This is a genomic window from Pseudarthrobacter equi (assembly GCF_900105535.1).
GTDB classification, from domain to species: Bacteria; Actinomycetota; Actinomycetes; order Actinomycetales; family Micrococcaceae; genus Arthrobacter; species Arthrobacter equi.
Window position 1 is genome coordinate 1,507,825 of record NZ_LT629779.1, and the last position, 24,861, is coordinate 1,532,685.

Below are 24,861 nucleotides of genomic sequence, written 5' to 3' on the forward strand. Positions count from 1 at the left end.
TGGGCAGCGAAGCCGGTTCAGCACGGGCTGGCGAGGCGTCTATTCCTCAAATTGTCAGGCAAGGCAAACTGTCACAGATTGAGCCGGGGCTGGGACAGCAACGCAAAGAAGGCCCTTCACCATGTCTTGTCGGAGCGCTTGGTCGTGGATCCCAGCAATAAGGGATGCATGCATCAAGGCTGCAGGCCCGGCGGTGCTGATCTCCTACCCCTTCACCGCGCTCATCATCCTGGCGTTGTGCGTCTGAGGAGCTGAAGAGCCCGTTCACCCAAAGCATGCCCGGCGCGCCACGCTGCACTGCTCTGCGTCTTAGCGCGCCAACCTCAACGGCGCGTTCCGGACGGCTTACTTCCTCGCTGAGCGCGGTGAAGCCCCACGCCTGGGGCCTGGGTGTCCAAGGCCCGGCTTCCGGATGTGGCTGTCTCGAGGGTGGCCTTTTAGCGTTGTCACGGTTGTGCTGGAGCTGGCGTTCCGCGAGTTGGTCCTTGGCGTTCTGCTGAACGTCGTGGTGTCCACCTGCCCCTTGGTGTGGACCTCCACGCTCCAGGCCAGGTCGCGCTGCGGCTCCGCGCCGACCGCGAGGGAAGGTAACTTCACATGCTGGCGGTCGGGAACTGCATGAGTCACCGATCTGCCAAGGTTGCGTTTTGGCTCTGAAACACGGAAAAATGACACGGAACGGGTTCTCATCGACTGAATCAGTTGCTGCGGACAGCGTTGCGGCTTCCTTACACGCGAATGGAGCGTCTGTCTGGAGCTGCTTACGTGCCTCACTCGATGCTGGCAGGGGCAAGCGCTGTAACGTGGATCGAAAAGGGTTCTAAGCGCTTTGCCCTTCAGGTCTCATTTCAGACCCGTAATGTGTCTGTTCTGCGTCTTCAAGTTTGTCGTAGCTGCCTTCATCGGTTAGTTTGCTCACAAACATGTAAGGGGGAACGTTATGCTTGGTGATCAACTGCCCGAGACTGCGGCGGCCGCACACGTCCAAACTGCCTGCGACCTCAGGGACCACGGACTGCCAGTAGGTGGAGATACTGACAAACGCGGTGCGTCGTCGGAGCTGCTTGGCTACACGACTGGCATGGCTAACCCGCTTGCTCGCATTAGCATCAGCGAAAGCTCTCCACTGAACACTCTCGGCGCGGTGGCTCGTTTCGTGTGGTTGCTTGCTGGCTCAGACCGGTTAGAGGACATTGCTTACTATGAGCCGCGGGTCAAAGATTACACTGACGACGGATTGACTGTTCCTGGTTCCAGCTACGGGAAGCGCTTGTTTAACCCAGCGCCTGGCATGAACCAAATTGCGGGTGTGGTCAATGAACTGAAGCAAAACCCCAGTTCTAGGCGTGCAGCAGCTGTGGTCTGGCTCCCAGAAGATGCTGTTCGCAGTTCAAACGATATTCCGTGCACCTTCGGGGTTTTTTTTCACCTTCGAGACGGCGGGCTCACTATGACCACGGTCATGCGGTCTAATAATGCGCTGACACTTCTGCCGTATAATTTTTTTGAGTTTTCTATGCTCGGTGAAATGGTGGCCGCCGAACTAGGTGTGCCGTTGGCGCGATATGTCCACTGGGCAGCATCTATGCATTGTTTCGACGCAATGAATACTGTTCGGAATAAGATTACCGGCATTCTGCAGCCGCAGGCGGCAGAAATGCCGGAAATGCCCCGCGGAAATGCGCTTAAGCTAGGCGTCGCATTAGCCTCATTTGAGGCCTCCCTACGTCATGCGAGCACTGTTGAGGAAGCCCGCGAAATTGCTGAAAAGGCTCGCGAGGAACTGGGGACGTATTGGGGCAGCTTGTTCAACGTTTTACTTGCCTATGGGCTAGCAAAACGTGGAGACCGGCAAGGCGCCCTTACGACTCTCGATAGTCTTCCAGATTACCTTGGGCGAGGAGCCTCAAAGTCCATAGAGACAGTTCTGGGCCCCGCCGCGGAAGATGCCACTAATGCTGACGATGCGCTCTTCCCACTTTCGGATTTAGAGGTCCTAAGTACGTCGGGCGTTGCAGCATTAGTAGCTGAAGCACCCTTCCAGTCGGGTTCTGGAGGAACCGAATGGCTCCTGGAAGTACTCAAGGACCTGACGTCTGCAGACTCGCCAGTGACTTTGGACGAGGTGCTCGCGGTAAGGGAAGTCCTCGTTCAGGACGGCGTCACGCTCGCGGCCCGGAATGCAGAAGAACCTACGGAACTCACGCCCAACGACGTCGCTGCCGCTCTCAAGGCAGTTCGAAAGAAGAGGGGCGAGCCCTGACGTCCTCCGCTTTAGACGCCTTCCAAGAGCGATGGAGTGCGTCTAGCCCGGAAAGCGCTATGGAGCGTGCAGCCGACCACACCACCGCGGAATTTGCCGCTTACCCGCCCATTGACCCAACTCTGATCGCCCGCAAATACGGGGCTCAAGTCGACATGGTGTCCGGGCGGTATAAGGCAGACGGAAGTTTGGAGGACCATGGTCGGCTCAGCGTACGAGAAAAGCGGTGGCGCATTGAGGTTCCTTGGGAGTTGTCCACGGAGCGGCGGCGCTTTTCGATTGCGCATGAGATCGGCCACATCTTACTGTTTGATGCCGTGGCTGAAAATCCGCAGCTGGTCCAACAACTGAGGGGTCGAGAACTATGGGCAAGGGTTGAGCGCCTATGCAATATCGGCGCCGCTAATTTGCTCATGCCGGCAGCAACATACCGAGCCGCCGTGGATCCCCTGTTACCTCCCAATCGCCGCACGATCAGTGCAATGGCGGCGAGGTTCCAAGTGTCGCTGTCCGCGGTTGCTCGCAGAATAGCTGAAGTTCAGCCTGAGTGGTCGGTGATATTCTGGGAACTCGCCATGACGCACCCTAAGGGGGCGGCATGGCGAACGGCGGGGCTCCAACACCGCGGCGGGACCTCGTTTTTACCCTCAGGTATGTCCTCGTCGCGGCTACAACCGGACATCGTTAGCCAAGCGGCGGTGGCGGGTGAAGCGTCAGCTCAGAATGTTCTTGCCGACTTGCCCGGGGTAGGAATAATGGAGGACGCGTGGGCCCTGCACATACCAAGAGCCCGAAACGAGCTGATTGAAATCGAAGGTGGGAAGAACCTGGGACAACCAGAGAGGGTGCTTGTGTTCTACCGCTCACCCACCAAGAGATGAACCCACTCGCGCAGAGGAGAAAAGTGCTGATTTACATTTCGGGTCCGCTGCAGGGCTCGCCTGACCTTGATGCTGCTCGTCGACTTTACGATGACTTGGCAGATATCGTTCGCGAATGTGGTCACCGGGCCTACGTGCCGCACCACCACACAGATCCTACAAAAGCAGCGGCTCTTTCGTCGGGAGACGTGTTTGCAACTGACCTGGCAGCTCTAAATGCTGCTCATGCGGTTGTGGCCCACGTGGGTCTTCCGTCGACTGGCGTTGGCGCGGAGGTTGCTCTTTCAGTAGCCTCAGACCGACGGGTCCTCGGCCTCAAACGACCCGGGGAACGTGGGTCGCGGTTCGCGGAAGGACTTATCGAGGATTCCGGTGGCAGGATTATCACATTTACCAATTGCGAGGATCTAGCTGGACAAGTGGCAGCCTGGCTTGCAATGCCAATGTCGTGGTTCGGGCGGCCTAGCGGAATACAGCACCGTCGACGGGTCGTTGCTTGATGTCCAAATACATTGCCGTAACGGGTGCAGTTGGCGCAGGTGCTACAACGCTCGTTAACTTCATCGCGGAAAAATGGAAAGCAGAAACGCTTCTAGAAGGGCAGATTGAAGCTCTTAATCCATTTTTCCAGGGTGCACAACATGACCCCCATCGGTGGAGCTTTGCCAGTCAAGCTCATTTCCTTGCCGCTTCTGCCAGGCGCCACGACGACCTCCGGCAAATCCTTGCCTGCACAGAAAAACCTATAGTCCTGGAGGACCGTACACCGTTTGAGCATACAGGAGTGTATGCGAATTCGGCGCATCGTCTTGGCCACATTCTGCAGGATGAGTTTCGCGTCCTAACCGAACTTTCTCGAGTGATCGAGCGCAGTTACCTCGTGCCCGCCCTTCTGGTTTATCGGGAAATGACCGATGATCAATTGATAGAGCGTGTGGCTGTAAGAGGGAGACAGGGCGAATCCACTGACTTTGCAAGGTTAAAGTCAGTGCACGACGCTTTTAAGGACTTTATATCGAACTGGCAGCGATCGCCGGTGGTGCGAATAGGACATGACTGGGACCTATTCTCGACAGAGGGCCAACAGCGGACGATTGACGTGCTGTCTGCGCACCTGGGTAAGCCAACTTTAAGGGACACATTTGAGCACCCCCTCAAATGAGGAGTGGATAGAGTCACTAGTTGCGTCGACACTGGCCTTGCCGTCGGACGATGGTACAACCAATTTTTACCTTGCCGAAAGTGACGCGAGTCGCTCCTTTCAAACAACTTATGAGGAGCGCCTCCGCAGTTTGCGCGCCCACCTAAAGAGGACAGCTCTGGGCAACCTCGTCTTAATCGGGGAAGCGGCGGGTTGGCGAGGCGCGCGACAGTCCGGCGTTGCTTTCACATCAGCCCCGGACGCCGGCCTCGCTGGTACCCGCGAAGCCAGCGCGACAGTCGTCCAGGGAGTCCTCGAACAATCAGGACTTGCAGCGACGACACTCTTGTGGAATGCACTACCAGCTCATCCGCACAAAGTTGGAGCACCGATGACGAACCGGACGCCCACAAACCGTGAACTCGCAATAGGGGAAAACGCTCTTAGCATCGCAATTGATAGTAGATTTGTCATTTGCGTGGGGCAAAAGGCTGCGCGTGCAGTATCGGCGGTTCTCGATAACGAGGTCCGAGGTATTTCTGCGTCAACCCCATCTATTCGTGCGCTGGCTATAAGGCATCCCAGTTTCGGAGGTGCATCGCAATTCCGCAAGGAATTCGCTGCTTGTCTTACCCATTGGAATTTCTGAAAATTTTCCTCGAATTGTCTGCATGGTCTAATGAGGTGGTCGCGTGCTTTCGCGTCTGGCCAGCGTTCACCCAGCGGCTTGCGTGTGGGTGGTGTATTTGTAGATGCGCATATGATATTTCTTTTCGATGTTATTCAATAGCTAGATTGTCTCGTTAATTTCTCTCCCTGCGCTTGCGCAAATGCGGGGCTCGTCGAGCAAAGGCGCGGCAACCTCGAATGCGCAAGTGGTCGCCGAAACGTACCAGCTTCCTTTACTCTAGAGCGGTGACTAAATTTTTGGGTCCATTTCAAGTTGCTCGGCCTCCGTTGCCCGAGGGCTTATATGAGCTGCTGAACACAGAATCACTCGAGCAGTTTATTAATGAGGAAACTGCCGATGTGACACTCGCCGCGGTCGATGATGAAGATGCTCCCAACATCCTCTCCCGGTACGTCGCCGATGCCCTCCGACAAACCCTGGCCGCAGCGAGACCAATTGAGCGTGTGGCCCTTGCCAACCGCCTCCTCGGGGAGCTGGGCGTTTCTAGCCGCATCGCACCGGGTCCAACCCAGCTCCAGTCTCTCCATCGCCCGGATAAGCTCAAACGCCGTAGTCTGCGCCGCCCTACCACCAAACTGAGTGACTCCGCCCTGCTCACCAACAGTAAGGACGATCCAAACCTCGCTGCGGAACTCAGGACCGAGATCGAGTCCGCTGACACGGTGGACCTTCTCTGCGCCTTCGTGCGCTGGACCGGGCTGAGGCTCTTGGAGCCGGCCCTTGAACAACTGAAAGAACGCGGCGCAAAGCTCCGTGTCATCACCACCACCTATATGGGTGCCACCGAACGCCGCGCCGTTGACGAGCTCGTCAACCGGTACGGGGCCGAAGTCAAGATCAGCTACGAAACCAAGGCCACAAGGCTGCACGCCAAGGCCTGGCTCTTCCGCCGTAACACCGGATTCGACACCGCCTACGTCGGCAGCTCCAACCTAAGTCAAGCCGCTCTACTGGACGGGCTTGAATGGAACGTCCGGCTCAGCTCCGTCGCCACGCCCGCCCTCCTGCAGAAGTTTGAGGTCACCTTCGACAGCTACTGGGAGCAGCGGGCTTTCCAGAGCTATGACCCGGAGCGCGACGGCGAAAAGCTGGACGATGCGTTGGAACGCAACGGCGGCCGTCGCACAGCGGCACCGGATGCAGCCACCGGGCTTGAGGTTCAGCCATTCCTCCATCAGGAGGAGATGCTGGAGGACCTGGAAGCTGAGCGCCTCAAGGGCTACAACCACAACCTTCTGGTCGCCGCCACGGGCACTGGCAAAACAGTCATCGCGGCTCTGGACTACAAACGGCTAAGCGAAACCGCCGGTAGAGATCTAAAACTGCTCTTCGTCGCCCACCGTCAGGAGATCCTCAAGCAGGCAATGCGTACCTACCGTGACGTCATGCAGGACGGCGCCTTCGGTGAGCTCTACGTGGGGGAGCACAAGCCGCGGGAGTGGAAGCATATCTTCGCGTCCGTCCAGTCGTTGTCTTCCCTCGGCATCGAACAGCTCGAGCCTGACTTCTTTGACGTCGTCGTCATCGACGAGTTCCACCACGCCATGGCGCCCACGTACCGCCGCCTGCTGGAGCATCTGAAACCGCAACAGCTTCTCGGACTCACGGCGACCCCGGAACGGGGCGACGGCGTCGACGTCGCCAAGCAGTTCTTCGATGGCCGGACCGCCAGTGAGCTTAGGCTCTGGGACGCACTGGACGCTGACCTGCTGGTCCCGTTCCACTACTTCGGCGTCTCCGATGACGTCGACCTGAGCCGGTTGGAGTGGAAGCGCGGCAACTACGACACCACCCAGCTGAGCGCGATCTACACGGGAAACGACGCCCGCGCAGCCAAGGTGATCCGTGAACTCAGGGACAAGGTCACCAGCACGGACCAGATGCGGGCCATCGGCTTCTGCGTTTCGGTGCAGCATGCCCACTACATGGCGGAGGTGTTCAACCGAGCCGGAATTGCCTCTGTCGCCGTCGATGGCACCACTGACAATGCTGACCGCGAGGAAGCCCTCAGGCGCCTTGGCAAGCGCGAGATCAACTGCATTTTTGCCGTCGACCTCTTCAATGAAGGCCTGGACCTTCCGCAGGTGGACACCATCCTGCTGCTCCGGCCCACGCAGAGCGCCACTGTCTTTCTCCAGCAGCTGGGTCGCGGCCTGCGCCGTGCAGAGGGCAAAGCGGTGCTGACGGTCCTGGACTTCATCGGCCAACAGCGCCGTGAGTTCCGCTTTGATCTGCGTTACCGGGCGCTGACCGGCTACGGGCGCAAGGAGCTGGAGAAAGCTGTCGAGGACGAGTTCCCGTACCTGCCGTCCGGCTCGCAGATTGTGCTGGACCGGGTGGCGCAGAGGGTGGTGCTGGACAACATCAAGGCGCAGCTGCGGTTCAACCGGGCGCAGCTGGTCCGGGACATCGCCTCGTACGCCGAGACCGAGCTGGAGGCCTATCTGGAGCGGTCCGGGAATGACGTGAAGACGATTTACCGGTCCACCAGGGACTCATGGACCAGCTACCTACGGCAGGCGGGGCTGATCCAGGGGCTTTCACCCCTGGAGACCGTGTTGCGGGGGAAGCTTGAGGAGTTGTCGGGCGCGGAGGAAAAGAAGCTGCTGGGCCGCATGGCCGCGCTCATTCACGTGGACGATCCGGAACGGGCGGCCGCCTATTCGATGCTGGTTGCCCCCGACGCGCCCCGCTACGCGGAGCTTGGCATGCGCGAGCAGGCTTTCGCACGCATGCTGTTCTACACGCTGTGGGATGACGGCGGAGGATTCAAGACGTACGACGACGGCCTGGACCACCTGCGCGGCTACCAGTTTGTGTGCCGCGAGATCCGCCAGGTGGTGAAGCTGGGCGTGGCGGCATCGAAACATGCAGCGAAGAGCCTGGGTGCAGAGTTGCAGCACATCCCGTTGCTGTCCCACGCGACCTACCGGCGCGAGGAGGTTCTGGCAGCGTTGCAGTACGGTTCGCTGGAGCAAGGCAAGAACGTGCAGCACCGCGAGGGCGTTGCATGGTGTCCGGCGACGGCTACCGACGCCTTTTTTGTCACCCTGAACAAGGACGACAAGAAGCACTCGGCGACCACGATGTACAAGGACTACGCCATAAGCCCGGAACTGTTCCACTGGGAGTCGCAGAACGCGACGTCGCCGACCAGTCCGACGGGACAGCGCTACCTTAACCGGGCCCCGTACGGCTCGCGAATTCTGATCTTCACAAGGGATACGGCGGATGACGAGACCGGACTGACGGTTCCGTACACCTGCTTGGGTCAGGTGGACTACGTGCAGCACTCGGGCGAGAAGCCAATCGTGATCACTTGGAAGCTTCACCGGCCGATGCCAGCGGATGTGTTCGCGTCGGCGGCTGCCGTGGCGAAGTAATGCGTGTTTATAGGAGAAGTTCAGTCAGCAATCATGTAGTTGATAAAGTTCCATCGTTGAAAAGACTTCCTGTACATAGGTCGCATTTGGTATGACCGATCTAGGCAGGAAGGAATTTGCATGTCTGATCTAAAGTTGTTTAAAATCGAACCACGGGATGAGATTCACTGAATCAGAGCCCTCCTAAAGAGGAGAAATGGTAACCATGGAGGAGTCTGAAGTTACAGCTCCTACAATCGCGGCACCGGAATCGGTACCCCTTCAGCTCAGTCTACGATCGTCCGACGTAGATCGATTCACAAAGCTGTTTTACGAGCCCGAAGCTCTTATCGTCGGGAAGAAAGCGGGTATTCAACTCCACGTCCTCCGGATTGATAGCGGAGAGTTCGCACTCGCTGAGCTTTACGAGTCCTTGTCCGATGCATCGATTACTTATGCGCTATCCAGGACGAATGCTGCCAAGTATTTTGCTGATCCCCGAGTCTCGATCGTCAACAAGGTTAAAGAAAAGTTTCGCCTGCCTGAGCTGAAGAGCGGTGAAGGTGGTGAAGTGTTGCTATACACGTTTCTCGAGAGTCATTTGGTCGCCCCTAAGTTGCTATCCAAGCTGGAACTCAAGACTGCCAACGACGATTATGTGAAGGGTGCCGACGGCATCCACCTTCGTCAATCAAACGCTGAACTGGAACTTATCTTTGGTGAATCGAAAATGCATTCGGACGGTAAAGGCAAGCCGGGATCGAGCCTTCAAACCGCAATCGCGGACGCCTTCAAGTCCATGGCGACGCTTCGAGACGGCAAGTTCAGCACCGACAAATGGCTGGTTGAGAACAACTTACTGAAGGAGGCGTATGACGAGCAGACGGTAGATGCGTTGGCGGCGGTGTTGCTTCCAGACGCCTTATCATCCATCAAGACAAGGAAGTCCTTTGGCGTATTTCTAGGATACGAAATCGACATCTGCGAGTGGCCGCTGATCGATCTTGATCACGATGAAATAGAAAGCCGAATCCGGACAAAGGCACGAGAATTAGTCAATGATCGCATTGACTACATCCGGCAGCAGATCATCACCCACGGTCTGGGCGGTTACGAATTTCACTTCTACATGGTGCCGTTCTTGAAGCAAAAGACAAAAGAAGGCGTCCGGGGAATTAAGGATGTTCGGTTCACCCTCGCAAAGGAGCTATCCGGAAAAGAACCAAAGCCCGCTAGAAAGACACCCGCGCGCAAGCCCGCTAAAAACAAGGATGATGCCTGATGGCGAAGACAATTGGGACCGGCCTTAGCGAGAGGATCGTCGCTTCCGAAGTTTTCGTTGATAGTTTCCGTCAGCTGGAGCGGATGTGCGCAGAGACCTTCCTCCTTGTATCCGAAGACCCTTCCTCTCAAGACGCATCCGGCGAACTTGACGTGCCGCGGCTTCTGCGATTCGCCGACATCCTCTCTCACTCCGAACTTCCTCTTCACAGGGAGCTCGCGTATACGGTGGTCGCTCTCCTGCATGAGCTTGTGGCGACGGACATGCTAGACAGCGACATGGCGGCTACAGTAAGTGGCTTCACTGAGGCCATCATGATTGAGCTGGGCAACTTTCCCGCGATAAAGACGCTTAGGCGGCGGAGTGAGCTAGAGCTGGTCCCCCCTCAATCCAAAGAAGTGACCAGAGCACTTAAACATGCAATCCAGGAGACCAGCCAGGGTGACTCGGTATTCACCGACGCGCAAGCGACCATAGTTCGGAGCCTGGAAGGGGCCAGCTTCTTTAGCTTTTCCGGACCAACCTCGCTCGGCAAATCCTTCATTATCAAAGACACCCTGTTCGGCTTAGTTCAAAAGCCCGAACTCGAAAATCGCTCCATCGTGGTGCTCGTGCCTACGAAAGCACTCATTACGCAAACGGTGGCTGACCTTCGTGAAGTTCTGGCCGGCCTACCAGAAGTACACATCTCTCCCCACCCTCAGCTGTCTTATTTCCTTAGAAAGCAGTTTTCCCGCACTGTCTTCGTCTTCACCCCAGAACGGCTACTGAGCTACCTGCCTAAGGCGCCCAGGGAGATCGACTACCTGTTCGTTGACGAAGCCCAGAAGGTGATCTCAGAACACGACACCAGAAGTCCGCTCTACTACCACGCCATCAACGAAACACTCCGGAAGTTTGCGACGAAGCTCATATTCGCCTCACCTAACATCGACAATCCTGAAATCTTCCTTCAGTTGTTCCAGAAGTCCTCTGAAGGTTCCATAGCCGTCCCCGAACGGACAGTGAGCCAGAGACGCTACCTCGTGGATTTCGTTGACAGGAAAGTTAGCCACTTCGAGCAACACTTTGGCACCGCTGACAACGAGTATCCAATTCCCCCTCAGTGGAGTAACAAGTTTGACGTGGTTCGGGATCTATCGCGCTCCAATCAAAGCATCGTCTACATCAACAGTGCCCGCGGCACCGTTATGGGTGCTTGTGAATTTGCGGATAGCCTTCCCGAAAGACACGATCCGCGACTAAGCTCTCTGGCCGCTTTCGCCGCGGAGAACGTCCATGAGGACTATTACCTCATCCGCTGCCTGAAGAAGGGCGTGGCGTTTCACCACGGACGAATGCCACAGGATCTGCGCGACAAAATCGAAGAGCTGTTTTCAGCCACCGACTCACCGCTCCAGTTCGTGTTCTGCACCTCGACGCTCCTAGAGGGCGTCAACCTTCCCGCGAAGAACATCTTTGTGCTGAGCGACCGGCACGGCCTCAAGATGCTGACGCGGCTCGACTTTGAGAACCTGATTGGACGTGCAGGCCGACTGACCTACGACTTTTCGGGCAACGTCGTTTGTATACGTGACAAGGCAACGACGTGGCAAGGAACGACTCGGGAGCTGATCCGCGGTGCTGGAACCCACAAGGCCGAAAGCTTCCTAGTAAACCCACGTAAAGGTCGGAAGAAGGAGTACACGGACATTGAACGAGTCTTGACCGGCAAGCCCTTACCCAAGGGCCGGTCCGAGGAAGCTCGGAAGGCAACGGAACAGTATGCTTCCATCCTCACGTTGCACGAGCTCTATGGACAGTCTTCTCCCCTCAAGGATTACTTTGTCGACCGAATCGACAATGCGAAGGACATTCTAAAGAAGGTTTCGCAGTCGATCGCAGTGCCCCAAGAAATTCTTCGGAACGCACCCGACATTCCCTCCGGCTCGCAGGACGGCGTATGGAATCGCATGAAGGCCGACCCGGCTTCTGCTCGCCTGGTGCCCGCGGATGCAGACCTGACTAAAACCTCCACCTATCACGCTGTTTTGCTGCGCCTCTACTCCGAATACGACTGGAACCGGCAAGAGTCGACTGCTCCCGACTCTCTCGTTCCCAAGCGGAAAACCTCAATGGACCCAATCACAGCGAGGTTGCGATACTGGGCCAATCTGATGCGGAACTGGACGAGTGGAAAACCTCTTAGTCAAATCATCAAGGGCTCTATCCGGTACTACGAGACGAACGGCGAAATAACCTTTCGGGATTTCGATTCAGAAACGACGTACACAACCGAGACGTTCATTAGGTCTGACCCTCGGCACATCAACCTGGTGATCGAAGAGACTCTCCTCGACATCGAAGTGGGTCTTCGTTTCAAGATCATGCGATACCTGCAGAACCATTATGAGCTAGCTCGACTAGCGCTCGGCGAAGACGAAGCAGGCATGAATCTCGCTAGCCTTGTTGAGTATGGAACCTCTGACGTCGTAGCCATCGCATTACAGGACGCTGGCCTCTCCCGAGGAGCTGCACTCAAGGTAGCAAGTGATTTCGCCGGATATGTACAGGTGGCAGACGACGGCGACCTCATAAACCTGAAGATAGATGAGCTCATCAATGCCGTTGCATCCGACGCAGAACTGCTGGATGAGCTTACTGAACTTTTTCCTCGTCAACCCATAGCCAAGGAAGTGGCCGATTAAGTACGACGTTTTCACGCGCAAGTTAGGTGCTTCCTTCCCTCGCTTGCGCTAACAGGACATGCCGCGCCGTGTCGTAGCTACGGCCGACACGCTTGGCGATCTCGCGAATAACTATCCCCTGGTTAACGGAGGCGGAGAATCTCTTTCCCTTTTGCGGGGGTCAGGCCGCGAGGTCTGGTCCGGCGCCATGCTCCGAGAGCAGTGTGAGGAATGCCGACTAGGCTATACCTCGCTCCCGGGCCAGCTCGTGCTCATTCGCCGGTCTGATGGCGAGCAACTAGTTGAGCAAGTTCGTCTGGTGTGAAGCGACAGGAGAGGCGGTAGCGCTGAGTGGGACGCGGTCGCTTAGCGTAGGACGTAGTTTGCCCGCATTGGTTCGCTCCAAGGGGCATGGATGACCTCGAACTTGACGATGGTCCATTTGGTGCGGTTCGAGTAACATCCTACGAGCTCGACCAGAGCCGCCTAATTGCAAAGATGGCTCCATTGTTTTGGTAAACCAAGCGGGGGTTACTGGAGGAACCGCCGCTTTGGTTCCGACTGACGGCGTCCACCAAATTGAACCGCCGACGTTTAAAGCGCCAGCAGGAACACCCACAGCGGCACGTCCTCGCCCGGCACGTACCAGTCCCGCTCCGGCGCGCGTCGGAAGCCGAGGGACTGGTAGAGCCGGTAAGCGCGTTTCATGAAGGTGGCGCTGGTGATGCTGATCGCCTCGATGCCGGGCAGCTGCCGGGCGTGCTCCACGATCTCCCGCACCACGGCCCGCCGCACGCCATCGCCCTGGTGCGCGGGATCAACCGCCAGCATCCGGAACTCCAGCTCCCCGTCCTGTGCGATCTCGCTGTAGGGTTGGCCGGCGAACGTCAGCGTCACCGCCGCGACCACCTTTGCAGCCACCTCCGCCACCCACACCTGGGCGTGCTCGGCGCGGTGCTCCACGTCTCCAGCACGCCCATGTAGGGATCATCGGCAGCGAAGTGCCCGGCCCGGAGGTAGGCGTCGCGGGTGATCCGCCGGACCTCCGGAAAGTCCGCCGGTACCGCCCGCCGGAAGGTAACAGTCAGCGGCGGTGTGACAGTCATGAGCAAGTGCCCGACGCAGCGGCCGTCCGCTCCACGTAGTGGCCCAGCTGTGCCAAATCCGGCTGGGACGAAGGATCCCCCACTACATCCGCACCCACGGCATTCGCCACAGCCAGAGCGCGTGAATAATCCAGCCCGCTCCGCAGCGCCAGCACCAGGGCGGCGCAGAATGCGTCGCCCGCTCCGACGGTGTTTGCCACGGAAACAGCAACAGACGGAGCTTCGGCCACCTTCTTGCCGTGCTCGAACATGGCCGAGCCGTCCTTGCCGTACGTCACCGCCACCAGCTTCGCCTCGGCGAGGGCCGGGATGAGGGCGTACTCGCTCTCGTTGACGATCACCAGGTCGCACCGCTCGAGCAGCTCCGCCGGCAGGTCCGTGGCCGGCGCAGCGTTCAGCACAAAGAACCCGCGCGCCTTCCGGGCGGCCTCCAGCACCACGTCCAGGCCCACCTCAAGCTGGCACAGCACCGTCTCCTCCGGGCCGAACTCCACCCCGTCCAGCGACAAGTGCGAGTTGGCGCCCGGGCACACCACGATCTGGTTCTCGCCGTCGCGGTCCACCACGATCAGCGCCGTTCCGGTCGGTTGGGGGAGCACGGCCACGTCGGAGGTCTCAACGCCCGCAGCGGCCAAGGCTTCGAGCATCCGCTGTCCGGACGAGTCCTTGCCGACGGCGCCGACCATTCGGGCGCTGCCACCCAGCCGGGCCGCGGCCGCTGCCTGGTTGGCGCCCTTGCCGCCGGGCTGCTCGGACAGGACGGCTCCGCCGATGGTTTCGCCCGCTGTGGGAAGCCGCTTGGCGGTGGCGATCAGGTCCAGGTTGATGCTGCCGACCACGGTGACGGCAGGGCGTGTTGTGTTCATGGGAAAACTCTCTCAGGGGGAGGGCCGGAAGCGGCCGGGCTTTCGAAAAAGTGTAGCGCATGGTTGTACTTGTGAGTCATACGTGGTTGTATAACAACTCGAATCGCCATGAAAAGGCGATTCCTTCTGCTCGAACAAAGGAGTTTGATGTGAACACCCCAACCCCCACCGCAGCCGCGCCTCCCGCGGAAGGCGGCGCCGCCGTCGTAATCACCGACGACGACGTAATTAAGCTCTCCGGCCGCTGCGCCGCCCTGCTGATCTCCACCCTGCTGCTGGGCGTGCTGTCCTTCCAGCTGAACGCCAGCATGGTCACCCCCGCGCTGCCGCAGATCGCCGCGAGCTTTGGCGAAAGCGCGGACAGCGCCGCCCCGGTCCAGTCCATGTTCTTCCTGGCCGGCGCCATCGCCGGGCCCGTGATCGGCCGGTGGAGCGACTTTATCGGCCGCCGCGCCGCGCTGCTGCTGGTCCTGGGCATCATGGGCGCCGGCACCATCCTCTGCATCGCCGCGCCCACCCTGCCGCTGCTGGTCGCCGGCCGGTTCCTGCAGGGCGTCTCCAGCGCCGTGTTCGCTCTCGCCTACATCGTGCTCAGCGAGAACCTGCAGGCCAAAGTCTTCGGCACCTCCGTGGGCATCATCGCCGCCATCAACGGGGGAGTGGGCGGCGTGGACGGCTACGTGGGTGGCCTCGTGGCCGAGACCCTCGGTTTCCGGTCCATCTTCGTCGTAGTGCTCGTCCTGACCGCCATCGCCGCCGCCTGCATCATCAAAATCGTCCCGGCCGGACGGCCCCAGGGCGTGCGCGGCGCCATGGACTGGTGGGGCGCCGGCTCCCTCTCGCTGTTCCTGGTGTTCCTCACCTACTTCGTCTCCGACGGTTCGGCCGCCGGCTGGACATCGCCCACCGCCCTGGCCCTGCTGGCCGGCACCGTTGTGTCCTTCGCGGGATTCTGGTTCATCGAAAAGCGCCGCAGCCACCCGCTCATCGCCGTGCACCACCTGCGCTCCCGCCAGGTGTGGCCGGTCATCGCCACCACCGTCCTCACCCTGGCCGGCATCTTCGCGGTCATCAACTTCACCGTGGTGCTGCTGAGCCAGGATCACGACGGCGGCTTCGGGCTTTCCGCCTCCATCTCGGCTTTGCTGTTCCTCACCCCCGCCGCGCTGATTGGCGTCTTCGCCGCACCTCTGGCGGGGTGGCTGGCGGACCGGCGCGGGTGGATCTTGATGCTGCGACTGGGGACTTCCTTAAGCCTGGTGTGTGCCGTGGTGGCAGCAGTTTTTTCCACGTCGCCCGTTGCGGTCCTTATTGCCGTTGCCTGCCTGGGCATCTTCTACAACGGCTTCTTCCTCACCGCCATCAACGGGCTCTCGGTCCTTTTGTCGCCCAAGGAGGCCCCGGCTGCGCTGCCCGGCATCAACGGTGCGTCCTTCGGGATCGGGGCGAGCCTCGGCGTCGTGCTCGTGGCGCCGTTCGCCGCCTTGGGTACTTCTGCGGGGTACGCGACCGCGCTCTGGATCTCGGTGGGCATTACCGCCGCCGCGTTCATCGTCAGCCTCTTCGTCGCCGCCCCCAAGGGCGAGACGGTCTAACCCCTCTATCTGTTTCGAAGGAACCTATTGTGACTGCCCCCATTTACTTGGACTGCGACACCGGCATCGACGACGCCCTCGCCCTGGCCTACCTGCTCGCTTCGCCGCTTGCCTCGCTTGTGGGCGTGGGGACCGTGAGCGGGAACGTGAGTGCCGCGGTTGGCGCCCGGAATACGCTGGACCTGCTTTCTCTGGCTGGCGCTGCTTCTGTGCCGGTGGCTGTGGGTGCCCATGATCCGCTGGTTGGTTCGTTTCACGGCGGGGCCCCGTGGGTGCACGGGTCCAATGGCATTGGTGAGGTTTCGCTGGCTCCTGCTGCTGCTTCTCTTGCTGCCGAGTCCGCGGCGGAGATGCTGGTGCGGCTCGCTCACACTTATCCCGGTGCCTTGCGGGTGGTGGCGATCGGGCCGCTGACGAACATTGCCGAGGCGCTGCGGCTGGAGCCTGCGCTGCCGTCCCTGGTGGAGTCGGTCACCGTGATGGGCGGGGCCGCGCTGGCGCCGGGGAACATCACACCCGTCGCCGAGGCAAACATCTGGCACGACCCCGAGGCCGCCGCCCTGGTGCTGGCTGCCGACTGGGACGTGACCCTGGTGCCGTTGGACGTGACCATGACTTCCGTGTTGGAGGAGTCACACCGGCAGGTGTTGCTTTCGTCTGCGGCGCCGGTGCCCCGGGCGCTGGGGGAGATGCTGGGCTACTACTTCCGGTTCTACGAGGACATCTACGGCCGGCCGTGCTCCGCGATGCACGATCCGCTGGCGGCGGCGCTCGCTGTGGGTGCTGTTAAGCCTGCGCTGGCACCCGTGGTGCGCGCCGCCGTCGACACCTCCGACGGGCCCGGCCGCGGCCAGACTGTGTGCGACATGCGCGGGCTATACGTGGGCTACCCGGAAGTGAAGGCCGCGCGGTGCCGCGTGGTCCTCTCGCTGGAGGAGGACTTCGCCCCGCACCTGGTGGAGATGCTGCTAAACCATTTTGAAGGCACGACGGCGGCGGTTGAGCCCAGCGAAACCAAAGCCGTGCCCATCGCCGCTGCCTGACTCCATCCAAACGCCCGCTCACTTGTGGTCGCCATTCCTGGAACGCGCGCTCACCTATTGTCGCCTTCTTTGAAACGCGCGCTCACCCAGTTTTGAGCTTGTCGAAACCGACTCTTGCTCGCCCAGGCACAAGGACCATGATTGAGGTACAGAGCGCTGCGATTGGATCGGAGGCTGACGTGATCCAGGCCCTGCTGTGCAAGCTGAATATTCGGCACGAATGGCATCTCGAACATGCTGAGGACGGAGCCATGTATCGGCGGTGTCGTCGATGTGGCAAGGACGATGATCAACGTGGCGAGGGGAGAAGGGGCGACTTCAGCGCCTGGATTGGTCCCTCAGGCGGGTAGGTGTACCGCCGCCCGGCCCGTCAGCAGTACGGGCCGGGCAACGCCCGTTAGTTCGCTTGCTGCTGGGTGGCCCGCGTGGCGGCGATAGCGTGCGGGACCGCCACCAGGGCCAGCACGGCGAGGGCGCCTGCTGCCGCGAAGGCGTAGAAGCCCCACGGGTAGGCGATGCCTGCGGCCACCAGGCCGCCCGTCACCGCGGGTCCTGCAATGGCGCCGACGCGGCCCACACCGGCGGCGAAACCGAGGGCGGTTGCGCGCAGCCGGGCCGGGAAGAGCTGGCTGACCCACGCGTACACGAGCACTTGGGCGCTGAATACGAAGACGCCGGTGACGAAGACGAGGGCGTTGAGCAGGATGGCGTTGTCCACCTTGATGCTCAGCAGGGCGAGGCAGGCCGCGGAGAGGCCGAACCAGAGCAGCACGATGGGTTTGGTGCCGTGCTTGTCGGCCAGGATGCCGGCAATGATGAGGCCCGCCACCGCGCCGAGGTTCAGCACCAGGAGCAGGGACAGGCCCGCGCTGACCGGGTACCCCGCGGAGGCCATGAGCTGGGGGAGCCAGGTGTTGAGGCCGTAAACCAGCAGCAGTCCCATAAAGGAGGCGGCGGCGATTGCCGCGGCGACCAGCGGGTAGGGCTTTTTCGCCAAGTCCCGGAATCCGGTCTGCTCCGCCTTCCGGGTAGCCTGTGCACTCGGCAGGGTCTCGGGCAGCTTGAACCACAGGAACGGTGCCAGGACGAGGCCCGCAATGCCGCCGACCACGAACATGATGCGCCAGTCCGGGATGACCATGATGGCCAGGAACGCAGTTGCCACCGCACCCACGTGGTAGCCGGTCATGGTGCGGGTGGTGGACTTGCCGGCTGTTCCTGCCGGTGCGTAATCGTTCATGTAGGCGAGGGCAACCGGAAGGCAAGCGCCCAATCCGACGCCGGCCAGGAAGCGGAATACGCCGAACATGGCCACGTTGGGCGCCCACGCCACCGCGAGGGTGAAAAGCGAGAACCAGAGCACGCAGGCAACCATCAGTTTTCTGCGCCCGAAGCGGTCTGACAGCGGCGCGATGAACAGCGCCCCGGCACCGACGCCTACCAGGGAGATGGTGGCCACCAGGGTTGCCCCGACAGCGTCAAAGCCAAGTTCACCGGTTTTGATAAGTGTGGGAATGACGGTGCCGAGCACCACCAGGTCAAAACCGTCCAGGACCATGGCCAGCCAGCAGAGCCAAATGGGCCACCGTGATGCGCGGGAGGAGGGGGAAGTTGTCATGTAATCCTCATCGATTAGAAAGAAGCCGGACCACTGCCGCCGAGAGCTGCATCACGTGGATTTGTGACGCACGGCATTGTTCCGCAGATGAGGATACTCGTTAGGTTCTAATAACGCACGTCCGTTCGACATGCGAACAAGAATCGAGCTGCGGGTGGCTCAGTACGTGCCTGCCCGTTCGGGTCCTACCCGCGCAGATACGGTGTTATGACCGGAACTGCTGCATCACCGAAAGGTGCCCCGCCCGGGCGGACACCAGGCATTTGGCCAGGTAGAAAGGCCGGTTGCCATGCCGGACATACTGCGTCAGCACGAGGACCGGGTCCGACGGCCGCAGGTCCAGCAGCTTCGCCCGGCTGGGTCCCACCTGGCTGAGGCTGATTTCGCACTCACCGGGGCCCGCCAACCGGCCCAGCTGGTTGTTGAGCGTGGCAAGCAAGGTGGCGCCGTCGTCGTCCTGTATCTCAAGAGGCGCGGCAACGCTCCTGTCGAAGCTGACCGGCTGGGCGGTGACGTTTTCCTGCAGCTGGGCGATGGCCTCGCCGTCGCGGATGAGGACGGATTCCCAGAGCCAGCACTCGGTGCCGGGCTCGACGCCGATGCCGGGGGCGACGAATTCGGAGGCGGCCTGGCGGATGGCCTGGGTGCGCTTGACCTCGAGGGTCTCGCCGGGACCGGCGAGGACTTCCTCGAAGGGGCGGATGCGTTCGATGCCGATGCGGGGGAGCGTGTCCGAGACGAAACGCCCGACGCCGCGCCGCGCCCTGATGAGCCCGTCCTCCTCGAGGAGCATGAGGGCTTCGCGGACCACGGTGCGGCTGACTTTCATGTCGGCGCCGAGTTCGGTCTCGGTGGGGATCATCGAGCCGGGGGTGAGGAGGCCGTCGCGGATGGCTTCGGCGATTCGCGAATACACCGCGACGCGAAGCGGCGATCCGGACTGGGCTGCCACCGGTTGGGATAGGAACCGGGCGGCGTCCTGATGCACGTTCTTGCCTCGCTCTTGGTCGGGGTTGGTCCGGGGATTCCAGCCTAGAACAAGTTGTACGCGTTAGTACGACAAGTGGCGCTCGTTGTGGGGCCGACACGAACAAGGGGAGTACGGCCAAGGGCAGTTTCTGTGGCATGAAGAGTGTGGACGGCAAATGTTCTGCCCGTGCTCCGAACTTTCGTGCTGAACTTAGGACACTTTTGCTGGCCGGTTCGCCAACCGTTCGGCTAAAGGTACGTCTGCACCTCACGCGGGCCTAACTAACAGGGACTTTCTGCCCTATTTCGTCTGCTCGGGGTTGCCTACCTTGGGAAAACTATGCGGCTCAAAGTCGCCGTCAGGGTTCGCCCGTTCCTAGTTCACTACCGCGTATGGTCTCCACCTTTCCGGTGATACGCCCCGCTTTCGTTTGGAGACTCGCATGCTCGGAAAACCCATCCGTTGGTTCGCCCCTATCTCCGCAATTGCAGTAATTCTGTTCAGTGCCCCTGGCGCCGGCGCTGCCGTCAGTCGCCCTCCTCAGCTTCAAGAATTTCAGTTCAAACTTGATGGTGATGCAGGCGAAGGCTGCCCATTTGACGTGAACGTCACGGGCACGGGCGGGAAAATTACCCAGATTGAACTCAAGGACGGCCGAGTATTCACAGCTGGAAAGGGCGTCTTGCTGACTTGGAGCAATCCGGCCAACGGTAAGTCTTATACAGTCAACACTTCGGGTTCGGTAGCCAAATATGTAACAAATCCAGACGGAACTGCCACGGCAACCTTCACAGGTCACAACGGGTTTGCATACTTCGGCAACGACGCGCCGGGTGCAGGTATCACCCAATACACGGGGAGGCTCGTGGTAACGCTGGTGTCCTTGAAGACATTCCAAGTGAAAAGCGTTGACGCCACCGCTGGGCAAGCGCTCAACGTCTGTGAGTTGCTCGCCTAGAAGCTAAAGGGAATGACCCGGAGCTTTCGCGATGGGTCATTCTCCATCAAAAGGCTTTCGAAGCCTCCTCGCGTCCTCGCCCGCAGCCTGAGGAAGGGCGTCCTGAGTGCTTCGATCCCGTCCTTCGCTGTAGCTTTACCTACGGGTGGACCGGCGTGGCTGCGTCGTTGCCCACCACCGTTGTCCACGGACGGGCCGTCCACGACGTCACCACTCCACCGGCGACGTAGGGGTCGGCGGCTGCAAAGGCTTTGGCGGCCTCGAGGGGGTTTTCGCCGGTGAAGATCAGCAGTCCGGTGAAGGGGCCGTCACCAACAGCGCCGCCCAGCAGTAGCTCGCCGCGTTCGACTGCTTCCCACGCCGCTTTCAGGTGAACACCGCGGTACTGTTCGCGGGTCTCCAGATAGTCGTCCGCGTAGGTGTATTCCAGGACGGCGTGCATGCGTGACTCCCTTTCGTTGTTCTGTCGATAGAAGCAGGCTACACACCCCTACACTTGGCGTTGCAGGACCAAAATGACAGATGGGGGAATCATGTCGGTCAGCAGCCACCAGGAACACGATGATGCGGTGCATGCCGAGCACCAAGCGGCGCTTGCCCGCGGTGAACAACGGGTCCTGTATTTGACCAAGGACGGGATGCTTCACAGCTACACCAAAACGGAGTTGGGAGGGCCGCCGAACGGAAGCACGCGGTGGTGGCAGAACCTGCCCGGGCTGCTGTTTCTGGTGCCGATGTTCGGCCTGTGCATGTACCTCGTCATCACTAATCCGGTGGGGACTGCGACGGCGCAATGGGCAACCCTGTTCGGTGCCTTGCTGATGGCTCTCGGCGCGGCTTACTTCATCTGGGAATCGGTTGTGGTCTACCGCGCTCGAAAAGCGCGCCTCCGCCGGGGATCACCTGATCCGCTCAAAATTATGAGTGCCAAAACCAAGCTTCCCGAGTCCTACACGCAGTCACAACCGGTCAAGAAGAGCCGATGGTGAACAGGCCCTGACCGCCCAAAGGCCGCGCCGGGAAGAACCTGCCGGCCCAGCAGCCGTCAGACCGCAGCCACCTCAACCTGAACCCCCGCGTCCCGGAACTTCTGCACCTGCCCCGGATCCGCGCCATCGTCCGTCACCAACGTCCAGGGCAAAGCAAGCCGCGCCCACGCGTGGAAGGGGCGAAGCCCGAGCTTCGAGGAGTCCGCCAGGACATAAACAGCACGCCCCCGCCGGGCCATGAGCTCCTTGAGCCGGGTCTGGGCGTGGTCGGCCTCGCAGATGCCGTCCTCGGCGGTGACCGCGTCGGCGCCCAGGAACACCCGGTCGAAGCTCATCCGCTCCAGCGCCGCCTCGGCCAGCGGCCCCACAAAACTTTGTGACACACCCCGGAGCCGGCCGCCCAGGCAGTCCACCTCGATGCCCTCGCAATCGGCCAGCTCCTGCAAAGTGTTGATGCCCGGCGTCGTCACAAATAACGGACCGGACCCGCGCAGCTCGTGCGCCAGGGCACCCGCGGTGGAACCGGCGTCGAGCAGGATATTCTCACCCGGCTGGATCACCGAAGCCGCCCACCGGGCGATCGCATGCTTCTGCTCAAACGCCTCACCCGTCCGCTGCCGCAGCGACGCCTCCGGGTGCGCGCCCAGCGCCATCGCCCCGCCATAGGTCCGGGCCAGCTTCCCCTGCGAATTCAGCAGCGCCAGGTCGCGGCGGATGGTGGACGCGGTCACCTCGAACCGGGCCGAGAGCTCCTCCACGGACGCCAGGCCGGTGGTCACGGCAAGGTGGTAGATCTCCTCGCGCCGCGCGTTTGCGCTGAGCATTCCTGGTCTCCTTCCCGTGGGCATGGCGGTGGCAGTGCTACCCATGCTAGTTCCGGCCCCCATCAAACGCAGGAACTACACGGCCACGGCCGGGCGGGTGGCCATCTCCGCGGCCTGGTGCAGCGCCTCCACCATGGACCGGGAATCGGCGATGTTCTTGCCGGCAATGTCGAACGCGGTGCCGTGGTCCACGGACGTGCGGATCACCGGCAGGCCCACCGTGATGTTCACGCCGGCCTCGATGCCCAGCACCTTCACCGGCCCGTGCCCCTGGTCGTGGTACATGGCCACCACCAGGTCGTAATCGCCCCGGCCGGCCAGGAAGAACAGCGTGTCCGCCGGCAGCGGGCCCACCGCGTTGATCCCGGCCGCCTGCGCCGCCTTCACGCCCGGCTCGATCTTCTCCGCTTCCTCGCCCTGCCCGAACAGGCCGTTCTCGCCAGCGTGCGGGTTGATGGCGCACACACCGATCTTCGGGTTGGGGATGCCCGCCCGCACCAGCGCCTCATGGCCGCGGCGGATGGTGCGCTCCACCAGGTCCGGGTTGATCTTGCGGATAGCATCCATCAGCCCGATGTGCGTGGTCACGTGGATCACCCGGATCTTGGGCGTGGAGAGCATCATGGACACTTCCTCCGTGCCCGTCAGGTGCGCCAGCAGCTCGGTGTGCCCGGGGAAGATGTGCCCGGCCGCGTGCAGCGCCTCCTTGTTCAGCGGCGCGGTGCAGATGGCCTGCACCTTCCCGGCCATCGCCAGCTCGCTGGCCACCCGGATGTATTCGTACGCGGCGTGCCCGGCCACGGGGGAGAGCTGGCCCCAGGCCAGGTCCTCCGGCAGCAACGCCAGGTCAATCACGTTCACCCGGCCCGGCGAGAACACGGCATCCTCCACGTCCTCGACAACCTGGATGTCCACCTCGAGGCCCAGGGTCTCCGCGGCCTGGCGCAGGCGCAGCGCGTCGCCCACCACCACGGGACGGCACTCGGCCAGGATGCCCGCATCCAGCACCGCCGGGACGATCACCTCCGGGCCGATGCCGGCTCCGTCGCCCATGGTCACGGCCACGTAGGGAAGCTGGTTCTTGGTTTCGTCAGTCATTGTTGCTCCAGATTGTTCGGAAGTCTTGCGGGGAAGGTTGTTGGCGGGAGCCGGCGCGGACCGGCGCTCCCGGATTTCGTCATACAGCTGCAGGAGGGCCAGGTCGTCGCCGAAGCTGCCGGGCTTGGTGCCTACCAGCGTCCCGTCGTCCGCCCGGCTCAGCACGGCCCCGTGCTGCACCGCCGCGAGCGGCACCAGGCTGGAACGGCCGACGGCGTCCAGGACTTCCCGGGCCGTCTCACCGCCGGTAAGGATCAGGTCAGTGGCGGTGGCCTTTGCAGCCTGGGCCGCGAATGCAGACAGTGCCTGCACGATGCGGGCAGCGCCAGACGGGTCCACTTTTGCGGCGGCCAGTGTGATGGCTACGCGGTGGCCTGCCCTCAAATCTGCTGAAACCTGGGCCAGTTCGGGAGCGTAGGCGTCTTTGGCGCCGGCATACAGCGGGTGCAGCCGGACCACCCGGAAGCCTTCGGCTTCGAGCTTGGCCAGCTGGGCCTGCGCAGTCTTGGAGGCGGAGCCGACGACGGCGAGCACCGGCCGGTCCGCGCCCTGCGGGTCCGCGGTGGTTGCGTCCGCCGCTGCCTCAGTATGCGCATTTCGCGCAATCTGCGCACTCAGCCGCTGCGCGAGGACATCGGCCGCTCCGCCGGTTCCCACCAGCACGATGCGGCGCCCGCCGGATTGGAATCCCAGCTCCAGCAGGGCATCCACCACGTGCTCCAGGTCCTGCACGGTTTCACCATCGGCAACCACCAGCGCGGGCCGGCCGTCCAACAGCCCGGCCAGGAGGAACGGCACTCTGCTTGACCGCACTGCCTCCAGGTCCAGGGACTGCACCGTTGCCGGTTCTTCCGGGCGGAGCAATGACGGAATGTCCGTCGGCGGGGCCGAAACCTCCGCCTGCCACAGGTCCGTCTCCGCCAGGGGAGAACCGGCAACCAGGGGGCGGCCGGCGCGCACTGTGCGCTGCAGCTGGGGGAGCGCCCCCGCAACCACAACGTGATAGCCGAGGCCCGCCAGCGCGGCAATCTCGGCGCTGATGTTGCCGCGCCACAGGGAGTCCATCTTCTTGAACATCACCGGCGCATTCGCTGCGGCGGGTGCGGAGAAGGCGTCTTTCACCAACGCCTCCGCTTCGGTGCCGGACAAGCCGCGGGAGTGCGTATCGATGACCATCGCGTCGGTGACCAGCGCACCCGCGGAAGTGCCGGCGTCGTACGTTCCGGAAACAGTGCCCGTGCCCAGGGAAACCTGCGCGGACAGGCCGTGCTCCACAAAGCAGTAGCCAACCTCGGCGGCTCCGGAGAAGTCGTCAGCCTGCACAAATACGGAAGCCACGGTGCTCCTCTCGAATCGGTAGTGGGCTGGAACCCGCTGACTGCGGGAAGCTTTCCATCATCATGACATGATTGCGCGGATCACGCTAGATGGGTTGCGCAAACTGCGCAGGAGTGGCAAAGTGATGGACACAACATTCGGCACCGCCACCCCGGCGCCCGCCGAACCCC

At 61.4% G+C, this 24,861-nt stretch carries 18 protein-coding genes and 1 pseudogene; 12 read left to right on the forward strand and 7 right to left on the reverse strand.

Annotation, left to right across the window (positions count from 1 at the left end):
• Positions 1-1,081 precede the first annotated feature (1,081 nt).
• The 8 genes from BLT71_RS06895 (at position 1,082) to BLT71_RS06925 (ending at position 12,307) form a co-directional block, all read left to right on the forward strand.
• Positions 1,082-2,263: a thymidylate synthase gene (locus tag BLT71_RS06895; protein WP_157693436.1), complete on the forward strand. Its 1,182-nt coding sequence runs from the start codon at positions 1,082-1,084 to the stop codon at positions 2,261-2,263.
• Between the two features lie 155 nt (positions 2,264-2,418).
• Positions 2,419-3,144, forward strand: coding sequence for an ImmA/IrrE family metallo-endopeptidase (locus BLT71_RS21030; protein WP_407681244.1), 726 nt, complete (start codon positions 2,419-2,421; stop codon positions 3,142-3,144).
• Complete coding sequence (locus BLT71_RS21035) at positions 3,141-3,644, forward strand: nucleoside 2-deoxyribosyltransferase (RefSeq protein WP_407681236.1); 504 nt, start codon at positions 3,141-3,143, stop codon at positions 3,642-3,644. The genes BLT71_RS21030 and BLT71_RS21035 overlap by 4 nt, the downstream gene beginning before the upstream one ends.
• Positions 3,644-4,306 (forward strand): deoxynucleoside kinase, encoded by a 663-nt coding sequence (locus BLT71_RS06905; protein WP_091718734.1) that lies wholly within the window; start codon positions 3,644-3,646, stop codon positions 4,304-4,306. Before BLT71_RS21035 ends, BLT71_RS06905 begins: the two co-directional genes overlap by 1 nt.
• 130 nt (positions 4,307-4,436) lie before the next feature.
• On the forward strand, positions 4,437-4,934 hold the full coding sequence (locus BLT71_RS21040) for a uracil-DNA glycosylase (RefSeq protein ID WP_407681245.1): 498 nt from the start codon (positions 4,437-4,439) through the stop codon (positions 4,932-4,934).
• A 308-nt stretch (positions 4,935-5,242) separates the two neighbouring features.
• A complete protein-coding gene (locus BLT71_RS06915) occupies positions 5,243-8,359 on the forward strand; it encodes a DUF3427 domain-containing protein (RefSeq protein ID WP_269457157.1) in 3,117 nt (1,038 codons plus the stop codon).
• Between the two features lie 205 nt (positions 8,360-8,564).
• Entirely contained in the window at positions 8,565-9,620 is a 1,056-nt protein-coding gene (locus BLT71_RS06920; protein WP_157693439.1) for a HamA C-terminal domain-containing protein, read from the forward strand.
• Positions 9,620-12,307 carry a DEAD/DEAH box helicase gene (locus tag BLT71_RS06925; RefSeq protein ID WP_091718741.1) on the forward strand — a complete coding sequence of 896 codons (2,688 nt, stop codon included), beginning with the start codon at positions 9,620-9,622 and terminating at the stop codon, positions 12,305-12,307. Before BLT71_RS06920 ends, BLT71_RS06925 begins: the two co-directional genes overlap by 1 nt.
• 573 nt (positions 12,308-12,880) lie before the next feature.
• Here the strand turns inward: BLT71_RS06925 and BLT71_RS06930 are convergent.
• Positions 12,881-13,392, reverse strand: a pseudogene (locus tag BLT71_RS06930) (GNAT family N-acetyltransferase).
• Positions 13,389-14,258, reverse strand: a complete 870-nt coding sequence (locus BLT71_RS06935) for a ribokinase (RefSeq protein ID WP_091718743.1) — start codon at positions 14,256-14,258, stop codon at positions 13,389-13,391. The pseudogene BLT71_RS06930 and the gene BLT71_RS06935 overlap by 4 nt, the downstream one beginning before the upstream one ends.
• A 149-nt stretch (positions 14,259-14,407) precedes the next feature.
• On the opposite strand from BLT71_RS06935, the gene BLT71_RS06940 reads away from it, so the two are divergent.
• Together BLT71_RS06940 and BLT71_RS06945 are read left to right on the forward strand one after the other, a co-directional pair.
• Positions 14,408-15,853 (forward strand): MFS transporter, encoded by a 1,446-nt coding sequence (locus tag BLT71_RS06940; protein WP_091718745.1) that lies wholly within the window; start codon positions 14,408-14,410, stop codon positions 15,851-15,853.
• Positions 15,854-15,882: 29 nt separating this feature from the next.
• The gene (locus BLT71_RS06945; protein ID WP_091718747.1) at positions 15,883-16,896 is read left to right on the forward strand and encodes a nucleoside hydrolase; all 1,014 of its coding nucleotides are present in this window, start codon (positions 15,883-15,885) and stop codon (positions 16,894-16,896) included.
• A 397-nt stretch (positions 16,897-17,293) separates the two neighbouring features.
• Here the strand turns inward: BLT71_RS06945 and BLT71_RS06955 are convergent, their stop codons facing one another.
• A complete protein-coding gene (locus BLT71_RS06955) occupies positions 17,294-18,514 on the reverse strand; it encodes an MFS transporter (protein WP_091718751.1) in 1,221 nt (406 codons plus the stop codon).
• 205 nt (positions 18,515-18,719) lie between these two features.
• Positions 18,720-19,502 carry a GntR family transcriptional regulator gene (locus tag BLT71_RS06960; protein ID WP_091718753.1) on the reverse strand — a complete coding sequence of 261 codons (783 nt, stop codon included), beginning with the start codon at positions 19,500-19,502 and terminating at the stop codon, positions 18,720-18,722.
• 424 nt (positions 19,503-19,926) lie between these two features.
• On the opposite strand from BLT71_RS06960, the gene BLT71_RS20360 reads away from it, so the two are divergent.
• The gene (locus BLT71_RS20360; RefSeq protein ID WP_157693440.1) at positions 19,927-20,442 is read left to right on the forward strand and encodes a hypothetical protein; all 516 of its coding nucleotides are present in this window, start codon (positions 19,927-19,929) and stop codon (positions 20,440-20,442) included.
• Between the two features lie 139 nt (positions 20,443-20,581).
• Here the strand turns inward: BLT71_RS20360 and BLT71_RS06965 are convergent, their stop codons facing one another.
• Complete coding sequence (locus BLT71_RS06965) at positions 20,582-20,884, reverse strand: YciI-like protein (protein WP_091718755.1); 303 nt, start codon at positions 20,882-20,884, stop codon at positions 20,582-20,584.
• A 91-nt stretch (positions 20,885-20,975) separates the two neighbouring features.
• Between BLT71_RS06965 and BLT71_RS06970 the strand changes: the two genes are divergently transcribed.
• The gene (locus BLT71_RS06970; RefSeq protein WP_157693441.1) at positions 20,976-21,431 is read left to right on the forward strand and encodes a hypothetical protein; all 456 of its coding nucleotides are present in this window, start codon (positions 20,976-20,978) and stop codon (positions 21,429-21,431) included.
• Positions 21,432-21,487: 56 nt separating this feature from the next.
• On the opposite strand, the gene BLT71_RS06975 is transcribed toward BLT71_RS06970, so the two are convergent.
• Together BLT71_RS06975 and pdxA are read right to left on the reverse strand one after the other, a co-directional pair.
• On the reverse strand, positions 21,488-22,255 hold the full coding sequence (locus tag BLT71_RS06975) for a DeoR/GlpR family DNA-binding transcription regulator (RefSeq protein WP_091718759.1): 768 nt from the start codon (positions 22,253-22,255) through the stop codon (positions 21,488-21,490).
• A 75-nt stretch (positions 22,256-22,330) separates the two neighbouring features.
• Positions 22,331-24,691, reverse strand: a complete 2,361-nt coding sequence (gene pdxA, locus BLT71_RS06980) for a 4-hydroxythreonine-4-phosphate dehydrogenase PdxA (RefSeq protein ID WP_091718761.1) — start codon at positions 24,689-24,691, stop codon at positions 22,331-22,333.
• Between the last annotated feature and the right edge of the window lie 170 nt (positions 24,692-24,861).